Here is a 17199-nt window from a genome sequence, read left to right as displayed (position 1 = left end):
GTATTTTTTTCTCTTACAGGGCTGATTTTTTCTTTTGCTTCCATTTCTCCCAAATTTCCATTGCTGCTTGACTCCATGTGACAACTTGATTGATCTTATCTTGATTTTCTCTAACTGATGCCGATACAGACCCTGCCGCTTGTTTCATGGATGTATTGAACTGCTGTACAGAAGCTCCCACTCCTTGAACAGCATGAACGACCGTGTTCAGCTTTTCTGATTTTTCCTGAATATCTTCAGCCAGGCGGTTGGTCTTATGTAAAAGCTCGGCTGTTTCAGTTGTGATGCCCTTCATTTGTCCCTCCAGCCCTTCAAGAGTGGATGCGACGTTTTTTAGTGTCAGCTGCAATGACTTCAATGTTTTAGACAAGTAGATCACTAATACGAGAAATGCAACTGCGATGAGTGCAACGCTCAAATAAAGAATAATAATCATCTCAAACCTCCTTGCTGCAGGATATACTGCTGTTTACCCGTTTTCTTCAATCATAAACATGTGTACTGGGCTGTATACATACTATTCTCCGTTATGTAAGAAAATCCTTTAATAAGCTTTCCCATCAGATAAATAAAAAGCAGTGAGATCACTGCTTTTTATTATGCCATGACGTTTTCGTAGGCTCTCATATATTTTTGGATATCTCCTGCTCCCATGAAGATGAGAACGGCTTTATCATGAGCTTTTAAAACAGATGTGTCATCTTCTTCAATCAGCTTGGCATTATGAATTTTTCCCTGGAGATCGCCGATCGTCAGCTTTCCGGCATTCTCACGGGCTGAGCCGAAAATATCGCATAAATACACACAGTCAGCGCCGCTCAGGCTTTCTGCAAATTCGTCAAGGAACTGCTGCGTCCGTGTAAATGTATGAGGCTGAAATACCGCGACAATTTCCCGATCTGGATACTTCTGTCTTGCCGCCTCGATTGTCACTTTTATTTCTGTCGGATGATGGGCATAGTCATCAATCAGCACTTGATCCCCAAGCTGCTTCTCATTGAATCTGCGTTTGACGCCCCCAAAGGATTTTAGAGCATGCTTAATGATGCTGGAATCAATTTCTTCATAATGGCATAACGCAATGACCGCCAATGAGTTTAATACATTGTGGTGGCCGTACGCAGGAATATAAAACGTATCATAGAACGTATTGCGGACAAAGACATCAAAAGTTGTCCCTTCCGTGCTTTTTACGATGTTTCTGGCTTGAAAATCATTTTCTTCCCCCGTGCCGTAATACACAACCGGGACGTTTGCATGGATTTTCGGCAGATGCTCATCGTCTCCGCAGGCAATAATGCCTTTGTTGACTTGAAGAGCCATCTCTTGGAAAGCGTCAAATACATCGTCAATGCTTGAAAAGTAATCAGGGTGATCAAAATCAATATTCGTCATAATCGCATAATCTGGCTGATAGCTTAAGAAATGGCGGCGGTATTCGCACGCTTCAAACACAAAGTATTCGCTGTTTTCATTTCCCTGGCCTGTTCCGTCTCCGATTAAGAAAGACGTCGGTTTTGCGTTTTGGATCACGTGAGCCAGCAGACCCGTAGTCGACGTTTTGCCGTGTGCGCCCGTAACGGCAACACTCGTGAATTTTTTCATGTAGTCGCCTAAAAACTTATGATAACGTATCACCGGAATTCCCTCAGACATCGCTTTTTCTATCTCAGGATGCGTGTCTGGGAATGCGTTTCCGGCGATGACTGTCATGCCGGGTTTAATATTTTCCGCGCTAAAAGGAAGAATCGTAATATTTCTTTTTTCAAGCGCTGTTTGCGTAAAAATAAATTTTTCGATATCCGATCCTTGGACAGTATATCCATTATCATGAAGTATTTGGGCAAGCGGACTCATACCGGTCCCTTTTATTCCAACAAAATGATAAACAGTCATAATTGTACCTCCAACAAACGTCTATCTGTTCCCCAGTATATGACGCTCATTTCAATTTGCGACCGCGGCGGCTGAAAAGCCTCCCTTAGCGGCGTATTTTATATGTTTTGTTATGTTTAGTATCAGGTTATTTCTTTCCGATTAAACCCAGATATCAAGATTTGTCTATGCACAGCTGCTGTAAAGCGGCATAGCTGTTAAATGCTCTAAACACTATCATACCATGTTTGGTGTGAAAATGAACCCATATTATTCGTTTATTAAATCACTTGCTGTGATCAGCACCTCTCGAGGCTTGCTTCCTTTTGCCTCAGAGATCATGCCTTCCGCTTCCATCATGTCGATCAGCCTTGCCGCACGATTGTAACCGATTCTGAATCTTCTTTGCAGGCTTGAAGTGCTCGCACTGTTTTGCTCTACAACAAACTCACACGCTTCGTAAAACAGTTCGTCCTCTTCTTTCAGGGCTGATCCTTGTCTTACGAGCTCTTCTTGTTCAAATAAATAGGTCGGCGGCATTTGGCTTCTGACGTGGGAAACGACGCGGTCGATTTCCCGGTCTGACACAAAGTTACCTTGCAGACGGACCGGTTTTCCCGATCCGTTTTCCAAAAAGAGCATATCCCCTTTTCCGAGAAGCTTTTCTGCACCGGCTATGTCAATAATTGTTCGGGAATCAACCTGGCTTGAGACAGAAAAGGCGATTCTCGTCGGGATATTCGCCTTAATCAGGCCTGTTATGACATCGACTGACGGACGCTGAGTTGCGACGAGAAGATGGATACCGCACGCTCTGGCTTTTTGGGCGATCCGCGCAATGCTTTCTTCCACATCGTTTGGAGCCACCATCATCAAATCTGCTAGCTCATCAATAATGACAACTAAATATGGCAGCTTTTCACCCATTTGGTGTTCAGCGGTTAATTGATTAAAGCGGTCAATGTCGCGGACACCTGAATGGGCAAAAAGCTCATAGCGGCGCTCCATTTCCTCAACAACCCATTTTAAAGCAGCGGTAGCCGCTTTGGCGTCAGTAATGACCGGGCTGACGAGGTGAGGAATTTTATTGTAAGGGGCCAGCTCTACCATTTTCGGATCAATCAGCAGCACCTTTACCTCACTCGGGTCAGCTTTATAAAGCAGGCTGACTAATATTGTATTGATGCATACGCTTTTTCCGGAGCCTGTAGCGCCGGCAATCAAGCCATGCGGCATTTTCTTCAAGTCGATAACAACAGGATTTCCTGAAATATCTAATCCCAGCGCAGCTGTGAGCGGTGACTTGCTTGTCCTGAAAGCTGAGCTGCGAATCATTTGGCGCAAATCAACCACCTTGCTCGTGCGGTTCGGCACTTCAATTCCGATCGTGTTTTTCCCCGGAATCGGCGCTTCAATCCGAATATCTCTCGCTGAGAGACTGAGTTTAATATCATCGGACAAGTTGGTGATTTTATTCACCTTTACACCCGGTTCAGGATGCACTTCAAATCTCGTGACAGACGGACCCTGGGTTACATGGACCACATTGGCGCGGACATTGAAGTTTTTCAAGGTCAAATCAAGAAGCTGACGCTGTTCTTCGATCCACGCAGCATCATCTTGAACCTGCGCTGGCGGGACATCAAGCAGTGCAACATTCGGAAATACATAGCTGCCGCGGCGCTCCTCTGCTTTTTGCTGTTTATGCGTATCTCTTTTCAGCATCATCACATTAAAAGGAACGGATGGCCCTTTTTGAGAAGATGCGCTTTGTTCGGTCCTTTTCGCCTGTACACCAGGCCTTTTTTTCGGCTCTTCTGAAGCTTCGCGAGGTTTGTCTGCGCGAATTCCCTGCCGGTTTTCAAGAGTTGCAGTAAACGATTTGGAACCCTGCTCCATGTGTTCAGTTTTCCCAAGCTCTGTATGGCTGTCTGGCTGAACATCTATCTTCGTTTCCTGAGCCTCTCCCAGGATGTCATAATGATTATTTATTATGCTGTCTGATGGCTCTTCTGATTCTTTTGCCACAGTTTCTGCTGGAGCCAGAGCCTCTGATGAATACTCATGATCAGTAAATAAAGGCTCTTCCTGACGAATGTCCATTTGTTCTTCTTGAACGAACGGGGACTCAGCACCTTCCGCCACGTTTTCATGATGATTGTATACTGGGCTGTCTGACGGCTCTTTTGCTTTTTCATCCTCAGATATTGCCTCTGTCTGAGATTCAGGAGCTGTTTGCTCTTCATCAAGTTCAGCGGAGAAAACAGGCTCTTCAAATGTCTCTGACTGCTGCTCTCTTTGTTCTTCCTCAGCCGTTGCAGGCTCTTCGCGGCCTACTTCACTGTCTGAAAGCCCTTCAGCCGCCGTATCTGTGAGCATCTCAGGCGGTGTTTGCTCTTCGGCATGTTCAGTTGGGAAGAAAGGCTCCTCTTTTTCCGGCTGTTGAACGCCTGACTCAAATGGCACTCTGTTACCTGACGGCTCGGCTGGCCGTTTCGCCAGCGCCTCATCATGCTCCGTATCCTTTCTGTTTAAAACGCCAGAAGGCTGTTTTTTAAATTGGGTATCCGGGAAGAAAGGACTTTCTTTTTTGTGTGTGTCTGAAGCAGGATAGCCGCGTTCACGTTCGATCTCTTCTGACAGCAGTGTTACCTTCTCTTTTACCGATTTATCCGGTTCGTTCAATGTTTCAGAAGGCTTTTTCGGCACATCCTTTTTAACAGATGGTTTTTGATTGAATCCATAGACAGGCGAAGGGATATTTGTCGGTTTAAACGGTTTCTTCGCCGGCTCTGCTGCTTGATATGTATGCTGCTCTTCTTCATTTCTGGGACGCTCTCTGTAAGGTGCAGCACTTGGACGAGGCGCGGATTTCGGTTCGTCCGATGGTGTGCGGCGCCTTCTCAGGTCATGATTTTTGTATCCGTCAGGCACGACTGGAAAACGGAATTTGCCTTTTGGATATTCATAATATATTTTAGGATCTTCCAATCTTTTTAATTGTCCTTCAGGATGATGTACTTCTTGTTGCTGCGGAATTTGAGCGGGTTTTGTCTCCCGTTCAGCATCCTCTTCGCTTTCGCCTAAAAACAAATCAAAAAATTTATGAAGCCAACTCATAATTTATCTCTAACTCCCTTATAGTTTTCTGGGACGGTTTTTAGTATACCACTGCTGGTCGGCCCAGAAAAGATTAAGCTATCAGCAGAAACAAAGCCGCTAAACAAGGGCTTAGCGGCTTTTCACATGATTCGTTTTTTTTGGCGGATTTATGGGAGTCTAAAACTGAAATGCGTCTCCCGCCTCATAGTCTCCTTCTAACACAAGGATTCCTTTTTCAGCAGGGGCATCCGGCAAATCAAGCTCTTTCGCTGAGCAGATCATCCCGCTTGACGGAACGCCGCGAAGCTCTGCATCCTTAATGACAAGTCCGCTAGGCATCACAGCACCGACTTTGGCAACGACAACTTTTTGGCCTTGGTCAACGTTAGGCGCGCCGCAGACGATCTGAAGCGTTTCTTCTCCTACGTTGACTTTACATACGCTTAATTTATCCGCATTCGGATGTTTTTCTTTTGACTCTACATACCCCACAACAAACTTCGGAGATAAATCAACGACTAATGTTTCTTCAACGCCGTTTCTGTTTAAAATCTCATTCACATCTTGCACGAATGTTTCTGAGAGCGCAACAGGGCCGTTTTCATCAATGGTCAAGTAAGAAGACGCGTTGAAAATGTTGAAGCCCGTTGTTTCTTTTGTTTCGTTATTGAAAATTTTGACGACGTCGCCGTGTTTTTCATAGCCTAATTGTTCGCGTGTCACATCTTGAAGAGAGATCAGGAGCGTGTCTCCCACACCTTCTTTATTATAAAAAGCGTTCATAAGTAAAAATCCTTTCTAATCCTTTTTCGGACGGCTTTTCGCCAGGATAAACACCGGTTCCAGCTTTCCTTCATTGTACAAAAATGAAAGGGCGGTAATCGGGACGGTGCCGCCTGCAAAGAAGCTCATCGACATTTGTCCTAGAATATCATACCCCGATTCATTCCGGATGTCAGCAAGAATCAAAACGTCCTGATGAGGAACAGAGATCGCCAGCTCCCCTTCTGCATGCTGCTTATACTCATTTAAGATCGCTTCGTTCAAAATCCGGCTTGCATCGTATCCGTCGTTTGCCCTGAAGAAATAAAAGTAATTGCCGGCAACCGTATCCTCTTTGACAACCGTCGGCAGGGAACGGAGATTAAATGCGGCCGTCTCTCTGATCCGCTCTTTTGTCCAGTTTTCTTTCTCAAGCATGCGCTGGTCAATTAAACGGTAGGTTTTCCCGAGATCTAGCGCGTAATAAATTCTTGTCTCTGCGGTATGATCGTCATAAATGAGCGGGATATCTTCGCTGGACTTGTCCGGGAAGGAAGTCGAGCGGATGACCGGATAAATGCGAGTTTCTTTCCCGGTCATTTCCTGAGCCTTCCCTTCCATTGCCGTCATCGCTTCGGAGACATAGTACACGATCTCATCAATGGCTTCGTCTTTTTTCAGTTCCCATTTTGCAATAATCGGCGGCAAATCGAGTGTAATCCCTTTTTTAGTCGTTTGATCCTCAACACGGAGGGTGTCTTTTTCTCTGTCAAACAGAAAGGAGCGATTCTCGTGCTGAAGGCGCTGCTTCAGTATATCTGACAGCTTCCTTGAGGTCATTTTCAAACCGATGTCCTCCTTTACGCTTTAGCGAGAGAGTCTGTTAAAAACTGTTCAATTTCTTCTTTTGTTTTGCGGTCTTTGCTCACAAAACGATTTACTTCTTTTCCTTCATTAAACACCACAAAGCTTGGGATTCCGTAAATTTCCCACTCTGCACATGTATCAATGAATTTGTCACGGTCTACGTAGTAGTAGGTGAATTCAGGGAAATTCGCTTCCAATTCAGGCAGGAAAGGCTCTACAAAACGGCAATCCGGGCACCAATCGGCTGAAAACATAAATACAGACCAATCATCCTTTACCGCTTTTTCCAGCTCTTGAGTTGATTCAATTTTTTTCATTTCATATCCCTCCAGTTGTTTATGTTCTTACATGTTTTTTATCGATACTCGTCCATTTGGATCATACCAAACTGCTTGAGGCAAAACCACTTATATGCAACGAATGAATATGTAAGATTGGCTTTCCCATTATCATTATCATATTTTATTTGCATTATCAAGCTCGTTTCGTTTAACATCGTGTACATGAGGGTAAAATTTACAGATGGAATACATAAGGAGGGATTTTTATATGGAGTTTATCGTCTATTTAGCAGGAGAAATCCACAGCAATTGGCGCGAGGAAATTAAAGAAAAAACAAAATCACTGAAGCTCCCGATTACGTTTGTTGGCCCAATGGAGAATCATGACCGCTCAGACAATATTGGTGAAGAAATTATGGGCGTACAGCCAAATGCCGTTTTAAAGGATGACAAAGCCTCTGACATCAACAACTTCAGAACCGCCGTCCTGATGAATAAAGCAGACTTTGTGATCGCCCTGTTTGGCGAAAAGTACAAACAGTGGAACACGGCAATGGATGCATCATATGCGATCGCAAAAGGAAAACCCCTGATTATCATCCGGCCGGAATCGCTCCACCATCCTTTAAAAGAGCTTTCCAATAAAGCGAATATTACGGTTGAAACCGTTAACCAAGCCATTAAGGCCCTTTCCTATCTATTTGAAACAGAATAAGAAAAAAGCTTGTCGATCCGAGCTTACTGCTCGTTCAACAAGCTTTTATGAAACCTACATATTTTCTTTAATCGCATCCACCGTCTGCTTATCGCAGGCTGTTACAAGTTTGATGAGCATTTCTTTAGCAGCAGCATAATCATCAATATGAATGATAGAAGCGTTTGTATGAATATAGCGGGAACATATTCCGATAACCGCTGACGGCACACCGCTGTTCGAAATATGAACCTTGCCTGCGTCTGTTCCCCCGCCGGATACAAAATATTGATATGGAATATCATGCGTTTCAGCCATATCAAGAACGAATTCCCTCATTCCGCGATGCATGACTGTCGTTCTGTCAAGAATGCGCAGCAAAAAGCCTTTTCCAAGCTGGCCGAATTCATTTTTGTCTCCGCTCATATCGTTTGCCGGGCTGGCGTCAAGGGCGAAAAACAAGTCCGGTTTAATCATATGAGAAGCCGTCTGCGCGCCCCTTAGCCCTACTTCTTCCTGAACCGTTGCACCCGCATAGAGTGTATTCGGAAGCTCTTTACCGTGTAATTCCTTCAGAAGTTCAATGCTTAAGCCGCATCCATATCTGTTATCCCATGCTTTTGATAAAATTTTCTTTTCATTCGCCATCGTCGTAAACGGACAAACAGGCACAATCTGCTGTCCCGGTTTAATGCCGATTTTGATGGCGTCTTCCTTATCATCCGCTCCAATGTCGATCATCATGTTTTTGATATCCATCGGACGGTTTCGCTGCGCATCTGTCAATAAATGCGGCGGTATGCTTGAAATCACACCCGGAACCGGCCCGTTATCTGTTTGAATTTCAACCCGCTGCGCAAGCAAAACCTGGCTCCACCAGCCTCCGAGCGTCTGGAATCTGAGCAGCCCGTTGTCTGTAATGGATGTCACCATGAAGCCGACTTCGTCCATGTGCCCGGCTACCATAATTCTCGGTGCGTCCTCTGCGCCTCGTCTGACTCCGAAAACACTTCCCAGTCTGTCCTGAACGATGTCATCGGCATATTTGGCTAGCTCCTGCTTCATAAAAGCACGAACCTGATGCTCATTGCCCGGCGCGCCGGGAAGCTGCGTCAGTGTTTGGAAAAGCGCTTTCGTTTCTTGATTCATGTTTTCCCCTCATTTCTATGTAGTCCTTTTATTTTATTAGAAACAATGAAGTTTTCCAAGCACCCTGACCCAATCTGCTCGATCAGCCGCGTATTGCTTAACAGGATTTGGCTGTTTCTGTATAATGAAAAGTACGATCAACCAGGAGGTGCTTTATTTTGAAATTGCGTCATCTTCTTTTAGGAGCAGGACTTGGAATTTGTACGGCTGTCGTTGTGAAACAATATGTGATGAAGCCTTATATTTCTTCAGAAAAAGCGCTTCGAATTGTAAAATCTGCTTTTAAGCAGCGGGGCCCGATTGACGGATCATGGATTTACACCCAGCCGGAGCCTTACAATATTAACGGAGAAACGGTACAGGTATACAAAACCGGCATTACACGATCAGCTTTCGGAGAATTAGAACAGTATGAAGTCATGGTGGATGCGAAAACGGGAGAAATTGTTGATGTCATTGATACAATCGCCTCTTAACACCGGACAAGCAAAAAATAGAAGCCGCTGCCTATGCAGCGGCTCTTTTTTATTATATCGCGCGAATCGGTTTGTATACCGGATACCACATCGCATCCTGCACTGCCTGTATAATGTCTTCAGGCTCTTCCGTAGCGACGCCTTCCTTTATTGCAGTTTTTGCAACTTCAACAGCAACGGTTGCCGAAACAGTGCGCAAATCTTCAACTTTTGGAAGCATCGGCGCGCCAGGCACCCCGACATTGACCATACCTGCGATTGCCCGGGCACATGCTTCAAACATGCCGTCGGTAATTAATTTTGATTTTGTAACAATCGTTCCAAGACCGAGACCAGGGAAGACAAGCGCGTTGTTTGCCTGCCCGATATGATACGTAACTCCGTTATATTCAACTGGCGGGAACGGGCTTCCTGTCGTGATCAGCGCACGGCCTTCTGTCCATTCGATTAAATCCTCCGGTTTTGCTTCAGAAAGGGTTGTCGGATTTGACATTGGCAAAATCGCCGGCCGTTTCACATGTGACGCCATTTCTTTTACAATTTCTTCAGTGAAAGCGCCGGAAACTGTAGATGTGCCGATCAGGATCGTCGGTTTCGCCTGCCGGACCACTTCAAGAAGATCAATGCCTCCACCGTCTCCGTTCCGCTGATAATCCTTCACTTCATCAGCCGAACGGGCATACGGCTTTTGGAAATCAAGAAGCTGATCCATATCATCTGTTAACAGCCCGTTTCTGTCTATGCACCAGAAGCGCTTGTATGATTCTTCTTCACTCAGCCCCTCGCGCACCAATGCTTCCCGCAGCTGTTCGGCAATTCCGATTCCTGCCGTTCCCGCTCCGAATATAACAACTCTGTGATCCCTCAGCGGAACTTTAGACGCTTTTGCACAGGATAAGACTGCGGCCAAAGAAACAGCGCCAGTTCCTTGGATATCATCATTGAAGGTACACACTTTATCTTTATAGCGTTTCAAAATGCTTCGCGCGTTTTTCGCCCCGAAATCCTCCCAATGCAGCAATGCATTCGGAAATGTTTCTCTCGCCAGCGCAACGTAGTCGTCAATAAATTGGTCATAGCGTTCGCCACGCACTCTGGAATGCTGGTTGCCGACATAAAGCGGGTCGTTCAAGAGGCTCTCCTGATTTGTCCCCGCATCTAAAACAACAGCCAGCACTCTGCTCGGATCAATGCCCGCAGCCGCTGTATAAACCGCCAGCTTGCCAATAGAAATCGCGATTCCTCCGACGCCCCAGTCACCGATTCCTAAAATTCCTTCCGCATCAGTGGCAACAATTAAATCGATCGTATCGCTTTGATCTTTATACTGTTTAAATGCTTCTTTCATACCGTCCGGGTCATCGATTGACAGATAGAGCCCTCGTGGTTTTCTGTATTCATGGCTGTATCTCTGGATTGCCGTTCCGACTGTCGGTGTGTAGACAATCGGGAGCATTTCCCCTAAATGGTCATTTAACAGGCGATAAAACAGCGTTTCATTCCGATCGTGCAGCGCCGTTAAATAGACATTTTTGCTCAAATCGTCAGGCTGTGCGGAATATTGTTCATACGCTCTTTTCGCCTGATCATCAATTGTTAATACCTTGGGCGGCAGAAAGCCTTTTAAACCAAGTTCTTTTCTTTCTTCCTCAGTAAAAGCAACACCTTTGTTCAAAAAAGGAACAGAGAGCACTTCAAGGCCTCTTAATGTTGTTTGAATGTCTCCTTCGTTTGTTACTTTGAATTGTTTCACCCTGCCTCTTCCTTTCTGAGCATAATTAGTACTAGGTTTGCATTATTAGCCGGAAAACATGCAGGGTAAACATAAAAATATGCTATTGCTTCATTCGCTTGACTGAATCTTTGATGCTTCCGTCCTTCTCCCATTGAAGGGCGCGATACTCGGCATCATGATAAAAAATAAACCAAGCGTCTTTTTCTGCTGCGAACGCCTGCCATTTCTGCTTTTGCGGGATAGAGGTCATCGGATAATCATCGTAAGCCAGCACCCATAGCGGATTGCGGTGGGCATGTGTCGGCATCAGATCTGCCATATGTACGGCAGTTTCACCCGCATCCTCGCATATCAGGACACTGTGTCCGTCGCTATGGCCTCCGGTGTGATGCAGTGTAATACCCTCTGTGATCGTTAAGGTGTCTTCAAAGGTTTTGACTTGGCCAGCTACAGCCTCCCAATTTTCTTTCCAATACGTATTTTTCGACCTGATATTCGGATGGCGCATTTCGTCCCATTCAACAGCAGATGTATAAATCACTGCATTCGGAAAGACAGAGACGAGCCGTTCACCTTCATACTCCGTTAAACCGCATGCATGATCAAAATGAAGGTGTGTCATTGCGATCACATCTATATCGGCAACCGTTAATCCGAGTGCAGCTAATGAGGGTTTCACATTCGACTCTTGTGTCACGCCATAGTTTCGTTTTTGTTTATCAGTCAGCTTGCCGGACCCAATTCCGGCGTCAACGATGATATTGAGCCCATCCTTTTGAATCAAAATAGGGTCTGTCCTTAGTTCAATCTGGTTTTTTTCATTGACTGGATATTTTTTAGACCAAAGCGGCTTTGGCACAACGCCGAACATGGCGCCTCCGTCCATATGCGTCACGCCTCCGTCAAGCCAGGTCAACGTGATGTTTCCAATTTTCATTGTTTCCATTTTCATCCCCCCTGTCATCATGGTAGCAAACAGCCCATAAAAAAAACAGACTCCTGTCAGAGTCTGTCTTTACGTTCTCCATTCAACCTCAGCCCGATAGATCGGCTGGCCGAGTGCAGAGAATTTTTCTTCATATTCTGTCATAATATTGCCTTCGAGATTGCTGTTATGCAAATCGAGACTGACGTATGTCAGCAGGAGGCCGTACTCAGAGAAGCTCTTCAAAGAGTACTCAAACAAACCTCGGTTGTCCGTTTTAAAATGAATCGATCCGCCTTTGCCCATTACTTCTTCATATTTTTTGAGGAAGTGGGAATATGTCAGGCGGCGTTTTTCATGCCGTTTCTTCGGCCAAGGATCAGAAAAGTTCAAGTAGACCCGTTTCACTTCCCCCGGCACAAACACATCCGTCAGCGTGTCCGCATCTATATTCAGAAGCTTTACATTCTGCGCTTCGCTGTCTTTTACTTTTTGGACGGCTGTCACGATGACGCTTTTAAATAACTCAATACCAATATAATTGATGTCGGGATTTTGTTTGGCCATACCAGAAATAAATTGGCCTTTTCCTGTACCAACCTCGATATGGATCGGATTGTCGTTGCCAAACACTGTGTTCCATTTCCCTTTATAATCAGCAGGATTGCTGATGGCAATATCTGCGTTTTCAGCCAAAAAGTCATCAGCCCAAGGCTTGTGGCGCATTCTCATATGATTGACACCTCTATCTATTATTTCGACTAACAACATACCATGAATTAAAAAGACCCGCAAGCTCGTTTTTCCAGTGTATCTCTCTTAAGGCCGAGCGCATAAAAAAAGAGGGTCCCGTCTGCTGGAACACTCCTTTCACATGTATAAAAACGCTCTGTTTTGAACAATTTAACCCGTATGATACTGAAGGGATGTGTACCGTTATGGGTTTACATTATGAGCATCAAGTTCATTTATTGAAGGATATATTGACTGACCATCAATTGGACTGCTGCGGAACAGTCGCAGAGTACGAGCAGCTTGAGCGTGTGATTAAATCACTGATGGCAAACACCGAGCTTGATTCAAATTTCAAAAACGTGCTTGAAGATGTTTACCGCTACAGCCAATCAGGAATATCATCCAAATCCATCGACTCACACATACAAGAGCATCAGAACAGCCTGTCTCAATGGGTAGAGCAAATGGATTCGTATTCCTGATTAATCAACAATTCGTTTCATGAGGATATGCAGCTCTTCCATTGCATCATGAAATTCCTTATCATTGCCTTTTGCTTTATGCCAGGCAATGAAAGTAATTGTTTCAGATAACACATACCAAGCCATTCGCAACCGAAGGCTTTCTGTCAGCTCTATGCCGTACATGCTCAGCCAGCTCTCCCAAGCTGGCTTTTCGACGTAGTGGTACAGCAAAGGCCCGAGGTCCATCGCCGGATCAGCGATCATGGCGCCGTCCCAGTCAATTAAATACAGCTGGTTGTCTTCAGACAATAGCCAGTTATTATGATTGACATCACAATGGCAAACGACTTTCTCACCGAAATGCACTTCATGCAGGTGTTCTTCCAAATACTTGATCCCTTCTTGAATCAGCGGCGAAGATTGCTGCACAGCAAATACAGCCTGCTTCAGCTGAGACAAAAGAGCCCCCGGGTTCAGCGGTTCTTTTCCAAGTCTCTTCAGCATGTCCAGCAAGGCTTTTGATGTGTGTATTTTACGAAGCAATTCAGCAACGGGCCGTCCGCTCATGTCTTTAGGCTTCAGCTCTCTGCCGGTCATCCAGTGCTGGGCCGTAATGACGTCCCCATTTTCCATCCGTTTTGTCCAAACCAGCTTCGGAACAATGCCTTCGGCGGATAAAACAGCTAAAAAAGGTGAGCTATTACGTTTTAAAAAAAGCTGCTGCCCGTTATGTTTCGCATAATATGCATCTCCTGTAGCTCCTCCGGCGGGGAAGATCTCCCAATCGCTACCTAGTAATTGTCCCAACCAGTTCATATCAATGTTCAACCCATCATTTCTTAAAATATTTTAGAATTAAGGCTAATCGTTTCTAGTCTATCCAGCGAATGCCTTTTTCGTACGAATCGTATAAAAATAAAAAAGACAGCTATTGAGAGTCTCATATGCTAATCAATAGCCGTCCTTTAAATTTTAGCGCTATAGCACAAACTTCGTCAAGCAAAACTCTTAAGATCTGATGCTAAATATAAGATAACCGTTCCGATGCCGTTTACTGCAACCGTTTTCTTGATTTCTGCCGGGTCTTCCCGAAATCCTGATGGATCACATAAAAGCCGATAAGGTATGTCGTTTGGCAGCCTCCACTCGACGGAGTCTGGACTCGCGTGATGGATAACAATGATATCTTTCCATTCGTCAACCTCGTCAAGATCATAAAGCCTGTATGCGATAAGGTGTTCTTTTAGCGTCAAGCATTCAAGATGGCGCCGGATGTCTGCAGCGGACCTAAGACGGAATGCAGGATGCGCTTTTCTCAGCGAGATCAGCCTGCGGATATAGTGAACATCTTCTTTGAATGTTTCACGGCGATCCCAGTCGAGCTGGTTGATGCTGTCATTGGATTGATAGCTGTTTTCCACTCCCTGCTTCGTCCGGAAAAATTCCTGGCCGCTGTGAATAAACGGCACCCCTTGGGCAAGCAAAATAATCGCGGCTGCAAGCCTTTGCCTGCTTCGCTTTCGGCTGTCATTTTCTTGAGGAAGCGCAAAGCTCATTTTATCCCAAAAGGTGTGATTGTCGTGTGATTCGACATAATTGATGGACTGGCTTGGTTCCGGAACAATCGGTGCTAATGCCTTCCATCCGGAAGACCCGGCAATTCCATGCATCACAATTTGTGCTGATTCACCGCTGCCGAGCGCAAACCCTACTGCCTTAAGGTGAAAGGTGTTCCCTTTTACAGCGTCACGAAACATATCATTAAAAAAGCCGATGCCCGGCATTCTTGGCGCGTTCGCCAAAGCAGCTTTCTGTTCATGCGGCAGCGGTGTAGCCAGATCCCACCCTTCTCCAAAAAGCAGGATTCCGGGCTTTGCCTTAGTTGCTTTCTCTTTCATATAAAGCACGGTGTCAATATCTAAAATGCCGAGGAGATCAAATCGGAAGCCGTCAGCATTGTATTCTTCAAGCCAATAGACCACGCAATCCGCAATGAATTTTCTCGCCATCCTTCTTTCTGATGCAATATCATTGCCAACGCCGGTGCCGTTTGATGGCATCCCACATTCGTCGTGCCGGAAAAAATAACCGGGCACTGTCTTTTCAAAGGGGGAATTCTCCCTCTTATACACATGGTTAAAAACAACATCCAGAATGACTCGCAGACCGTGCTGATGCAGGGTATTGATCATTTGTTTCAGCTCTGTTTTTCTCGTTTGAGGATCATGAGGGTTTGAGGCATAGCTTCCCTCCGGGGCAAAGAAATGAAGCGGGTTATATCCCCAATTGTATGCATCAAGCGGCTTCTCTTCATCAACTCCGGCAAAATCATTCACCGGCAGAAGCTCCACATGTGTAACACCAAGCTCTTTTACATACGCCAGTCCCGAAGAACTGCCATTTGCGGTTTGTGTATCAGTTTCCGTTAATGCTAAGTATTTTCCCTTGTTTATCATGCCGCTGTTTTCATGGATGGAGAAGTCGCGAAGGTGCGTCTCATAGATGACGGCATCCACAGGGTGTGAGAATGGTTTAAGAGGAGCAGTCCATTTCATTTGATCCGGGCGCAAGACGACGCCCTTCTCTCCATTTACAGTCACAGCCTTGGCATACGGGTCAACGGTTTCCATCCATTCTGAATTGTTGCAGATGCAAAACAAATACTCATATCCGTGAAGGTCACCTGTGACCGTAACGGCATAGACGCCTTTTTCCAACCGAGTCATTTGGAATGTGCGCCCGCTTTTATTGGGGTATGAAAGCTTGACAGTAGCTGAGGTTGCAGCAGGCGCCCATACTTTAAATACGGTATGATCCGCGGTATAAACGGCGCCCAGCTCTCCGTCATAATAAAATTCGTCATCAAACGCAGCCGTCCGGATGACCGCGCCAATTTGGAGATCCGTTTTGTGGCCGCTGGATGCTCTGACGCAATGGATTTTTCCAAATGTCACAGGATGGTCGGATACGCAGACGTACTTGTATTTTGCTTCAAGGGAGTATTCCTCCCTGACAGCCAGAGGAAAAACTGTTGTTTCTGTCTCAAGCCGAAACGGCGGTGTCATGATTCCCTTTTGTTCAGCAGGAATCAGAACAGTAATGATATTCATGTCATCGACATACGCTTCGAAGCTGCGGCGGATGCTGACCATCGGAAGCTCTCTCCTTCAAACACGTTTATGTTTTGATCCTTAGGGGTGAAGGACTAGAAGCCAGACGAAACGGGGTAGTGCCCATGATTTCTCCGTCAGCATGGAACGGGATTTTGTCCTTCGTGTAAAATGTAATGTCCTTCGCTTTAAACATCGTAACGCCATCCATCTTTGTATGTTTTCCAAATGCCATGAGACATAAAAGCCAATATTTTTTCAAAAACGGCTGGTTTTCAACGATTACAATATCAAATGTCTTCTCGCGCGGATTTGCTAGGGGCGCCGCCTTCATGCCTCCCCCGTAAAACGGATGGTTGGATACAACGGCAAACCAGACATCATGAAATTCGAGCGTCTCGTCTTCCGTCGTACAAGCTAACGTAAACGGCTTAAAGGTTGCCGAAGCGTGCAAATGAGAAAGCGGATACACAAGAAATCGAAGGCGGAGAAAAAGAAAAACCCGTCTCAACGGAAATTCCATCGCCTTTTTATTGACATATGCGTCAAACCCGATCCCGATATGATTCATAAAATAAAGAATCTGTGATTTATCCTGAAGGAAATTGACGCTCCCTAAATGAAAGGTTCTTGTTAACGGGCGCTTTACCTTCTTGATTTCCTGTATCAGATCGATTTTTTTAATAGAGAATCCTCGCGAAAAATCATTATATGCGCCCGCCGGCACAAAGCTCAGCTCAATATCGTCAACATCTTTCAGCCCGTTGACAACTTCATGCATGGTTCCGTCTCCGCCAATGACGATCAGGCGCTTCAGCTTATATTCTTGTATCGTTGAAATCTGTCTGGCGAGCACCTCGGCGTGTCCCGGATGTTCAGTTAAAAATGAACGGTGCTCAACCTTTCGTTTGATCAATTCTTTTTGAATGGACTTCCAAACACGCAGGCCGTTTCGATGTCCTGCTGTCGGGTTAATAATAAAAAACCAATGGCTCATCTTTCTCACCTGCTTATGTTATGAGAA

The 17199-nt window shown here is 45.4% G+C and carries 17 protein-coding genes; 3 read left to right on the top strand and 14 right to left on the bottom strand.

Annotated elements, in window-relative coordinates:
• Nucleotides 1-13: 13 nt before the first annotated feature.
• The 7 genes from M1D94_RS06100 to M1D94_RS06070 all read right to left on the bottom strand — a co-directional run bounded on the left by M1D94_RS06100 (nt 14) and on the right by M1D94_RS06070 (nt 7078).
• Nucleotides 14-436: a DUF948 domain-containing protein gene (locus M1D94_RS06100; RefSeq protein WP_003229276.1), complete on the bottom strand. Its 423-nt coding sequence runs from the start codon at nt 434-436 to the stop codon at nt 14-16.
• Between the two features lie 161 nt (nt 437-597).
• Nucleotides 598-1896: a UDP-N-acetylmuramate--L-alanine ligase gene (murC, locus tag M1D94_RS06095; protein WP_003229274.1), complete on the bottom strand. Its 1299-nt coding sequence runs from the start codon at nt 1894-1896 to the stop codon at nt 598-600.
• Nucleotides 1897-2145: 249 nt separating this feature from the next.
• The gene (gene sftA, locus M1D94_RS06090) at nt 2146-4995 is read right to left on the bottom strand and encodes a DNA translocase SftA (RefSeq protein ID WP_326243256.1); all 2850 of its coding nucleotides are present in this window, start codon (nt 4993-4995) and stop codon (nt 2146-2148) included.
• Nucleotides 4996-5154: 159 nt separating this feature from the next.
• Nucleotides 5155-5760 (bottom strand): YtpR family tRNA-binding protein, encoded by a 606-nt coding sequence (gene ytpR / locus M1D94_RS06085; RefSeq protein ID WP_003229269.1) that lies wholly within the window; start codon nt 5758-5760, stop codon nt 5155-5157.
• 15 nt (nt 5761-5775) lie between these two features.
• A complete protein-coding gene (locus M1D94_RS06080) occupies nt 5776-6585 on the bottom strand; it encodes a DUF1444 domain-containing protein (protein ID WP_009967991.1) in 810 nt (269 codons plus the stop codon).
• 14 nt (nt 6586-6599) lie between these two features.
• Complete coding sequence (locus M1D94_RS06075) at nt 6600-6923, bottom strand: thioredoxin family protein (RefSeq protein ID WP_003229265.1); 324 nt, start codon at nt 6921-6923, stop codon at nt 6600-6602.
• 38 nt (nt 6924-6961) lie between these two features.
• The gene (locus M1D94_RS06070; protein WP_004399150.1) at nt 6962-7078 is read right to left on the bottom strand and encodes a hypothetical protein; all 117 of its coding nucleotides are present in this window, start codon (nt 7076-7078) and stop codon (nt 6962-6964) included.
• A 77-nt stretch (nt 7079-7155) separates the two neighbouring features.
• Between M1D94_RS06070 and M1D94_RS06065 the strand changes: the two genes are divergently transcribed.
• A complete protein-coding gene (locus M1D94_RS06065) occupies nt 7156-7602 on the top strand; it encodes a YtoQ family protein (RefSeq protein ID WP_003229263.1) in 447 nt (148 codons plus the stop codon).
• Between the two features lie 54 nt (nt 7603-7656).
• On the opposite strand, the gene M1D94_RS06060 is transcribed toward M1D94_RS06065, so the two are convergent.
• Nucleotides 7657-8730, bottom strand: a complete 1074-nt coding sequence (locus tag M1D94_RS06060; protein WP_014480574.1) for a M42 family metallopeptidase — start codon at nt 8728-8730, stop codon at nt 7657-7659.
• A gap of 158 nt (nt 8731-8888) precedes the next feature.
• Between M1D94_RS06060 and M1D94_RS06055 the strand changes: the two genes are divergently transcribed.
• Complete coding sequence (locus tag M1D94_RS06055) at nt 8889-9206, top strand: PepSY domain-containing protein (protein ID WP_014477682.1); 318 nt, start codon at nt 8889-8891, stop codon at nt 9204-9206.
• A 52-nt stretch (nt 9207-9258) separates the two neighbouring features.
• Here M1D94_RS06055 and M1D94_RS06050 read toward each other — a convergent pair whose 3' ends face one another.
• From M1D94_RS06050 to trmB, 3 genes are all read right to left on the bottom strand, one after another.
• Entirely contained in the window at nt 9259-10959 is a 1701-nt protein-coding gene (locus M1D94_RS06050; protein ID WP_103803267.1) for an NAD-dependent malic enzyme, read from the bottom strand.
• A gap of 82 nt (nt 10960-11041) precedes the next feature.
• Complete coding sequence (locus tag M1D94_RS06045) at nt 11042-11887, bottom strand: YtnP family quorum-quenching lactonase (protein ID WP_456270456.1); 846 nt, start codon at nt 11885-11887, stop codon at nt 11042-11044.
• A gap of 69 nt (nt 11888-11956) precedes the next feature.
• A complete protein-coding gene (gene trmB, locus M1D94_RS06040; protein ID WP_153256978.1) occupies nt 11957-12598 on the bottom strand; it encodes a tRNA (guanosine(46)-N7)-methyltransferase TrmB in 642 nt (213 codons plus the stop codon).
• Between the two features lie 206 nt (nt 12599-12804).
• Here trmB and M1D94_RS06035 point away from each other — a divergent pair, with 206 nt between their 5' ends.
• Nucleotides 12805-13083, top strand: coding sequence for a YtzH-like family protein (locus M1D94_RS06035; protein WP_003237926.1), 279 nt, complete (start codon nt 12805-12807; stop codon nt 13081-13083).
• Here the strand turns inward: M1D94_RS06035 and M1D94_RS06030 are convergent, their stop codons facing one another.
• From M1D94_RS06030 to M1D94_RS06020, 3 genes are all read right to left on the bottom strand, one after another.
• A complete protein-coding gene (locus M1D94_RS06030) occupies nt 13084-13881 on the bottom strand; it encodes a phosphotransferase family protein (RefSeq protein WP_009967993.1) in 798 nt (265 codons plus the stop codon).
• A 179-nt stretch (nt 13882-14060) separates the two neighbouring features.
• Nucleotides 14061-16217, bottom strand: a complete 2157-nt coding sequence (pulA, locus tag M1D94_RS06025; RefSeq protein ID WP_456270455.1) for a type I pullulanase — start codon at nt 16215-16217, stop codon at nt 14061-14063.
• 25 nt (nt 16218-16242) lie between these two features.
• Nucleotides 16243-17172, bottom strand: coding sequence for a YegS/Rv2252/BmrU family lipid kinase (locus M1D94_RS06020; protein WP_021480323.1), 930 nt, complete (start codon nt 17170-17172; stop codon nt 16243-16245).
• Between the last annotated feature and the right edge of the window lie 27 nt (nt 17173-17199).

The sequence above is a fragment of the Bacillus sp. JZ109 genome, assembly GCF_053903135.1.
Note: the sequence above shows the minus strand (reverse complement) of the source record. Positions and strands in the feature narration are given on the sequence as shown.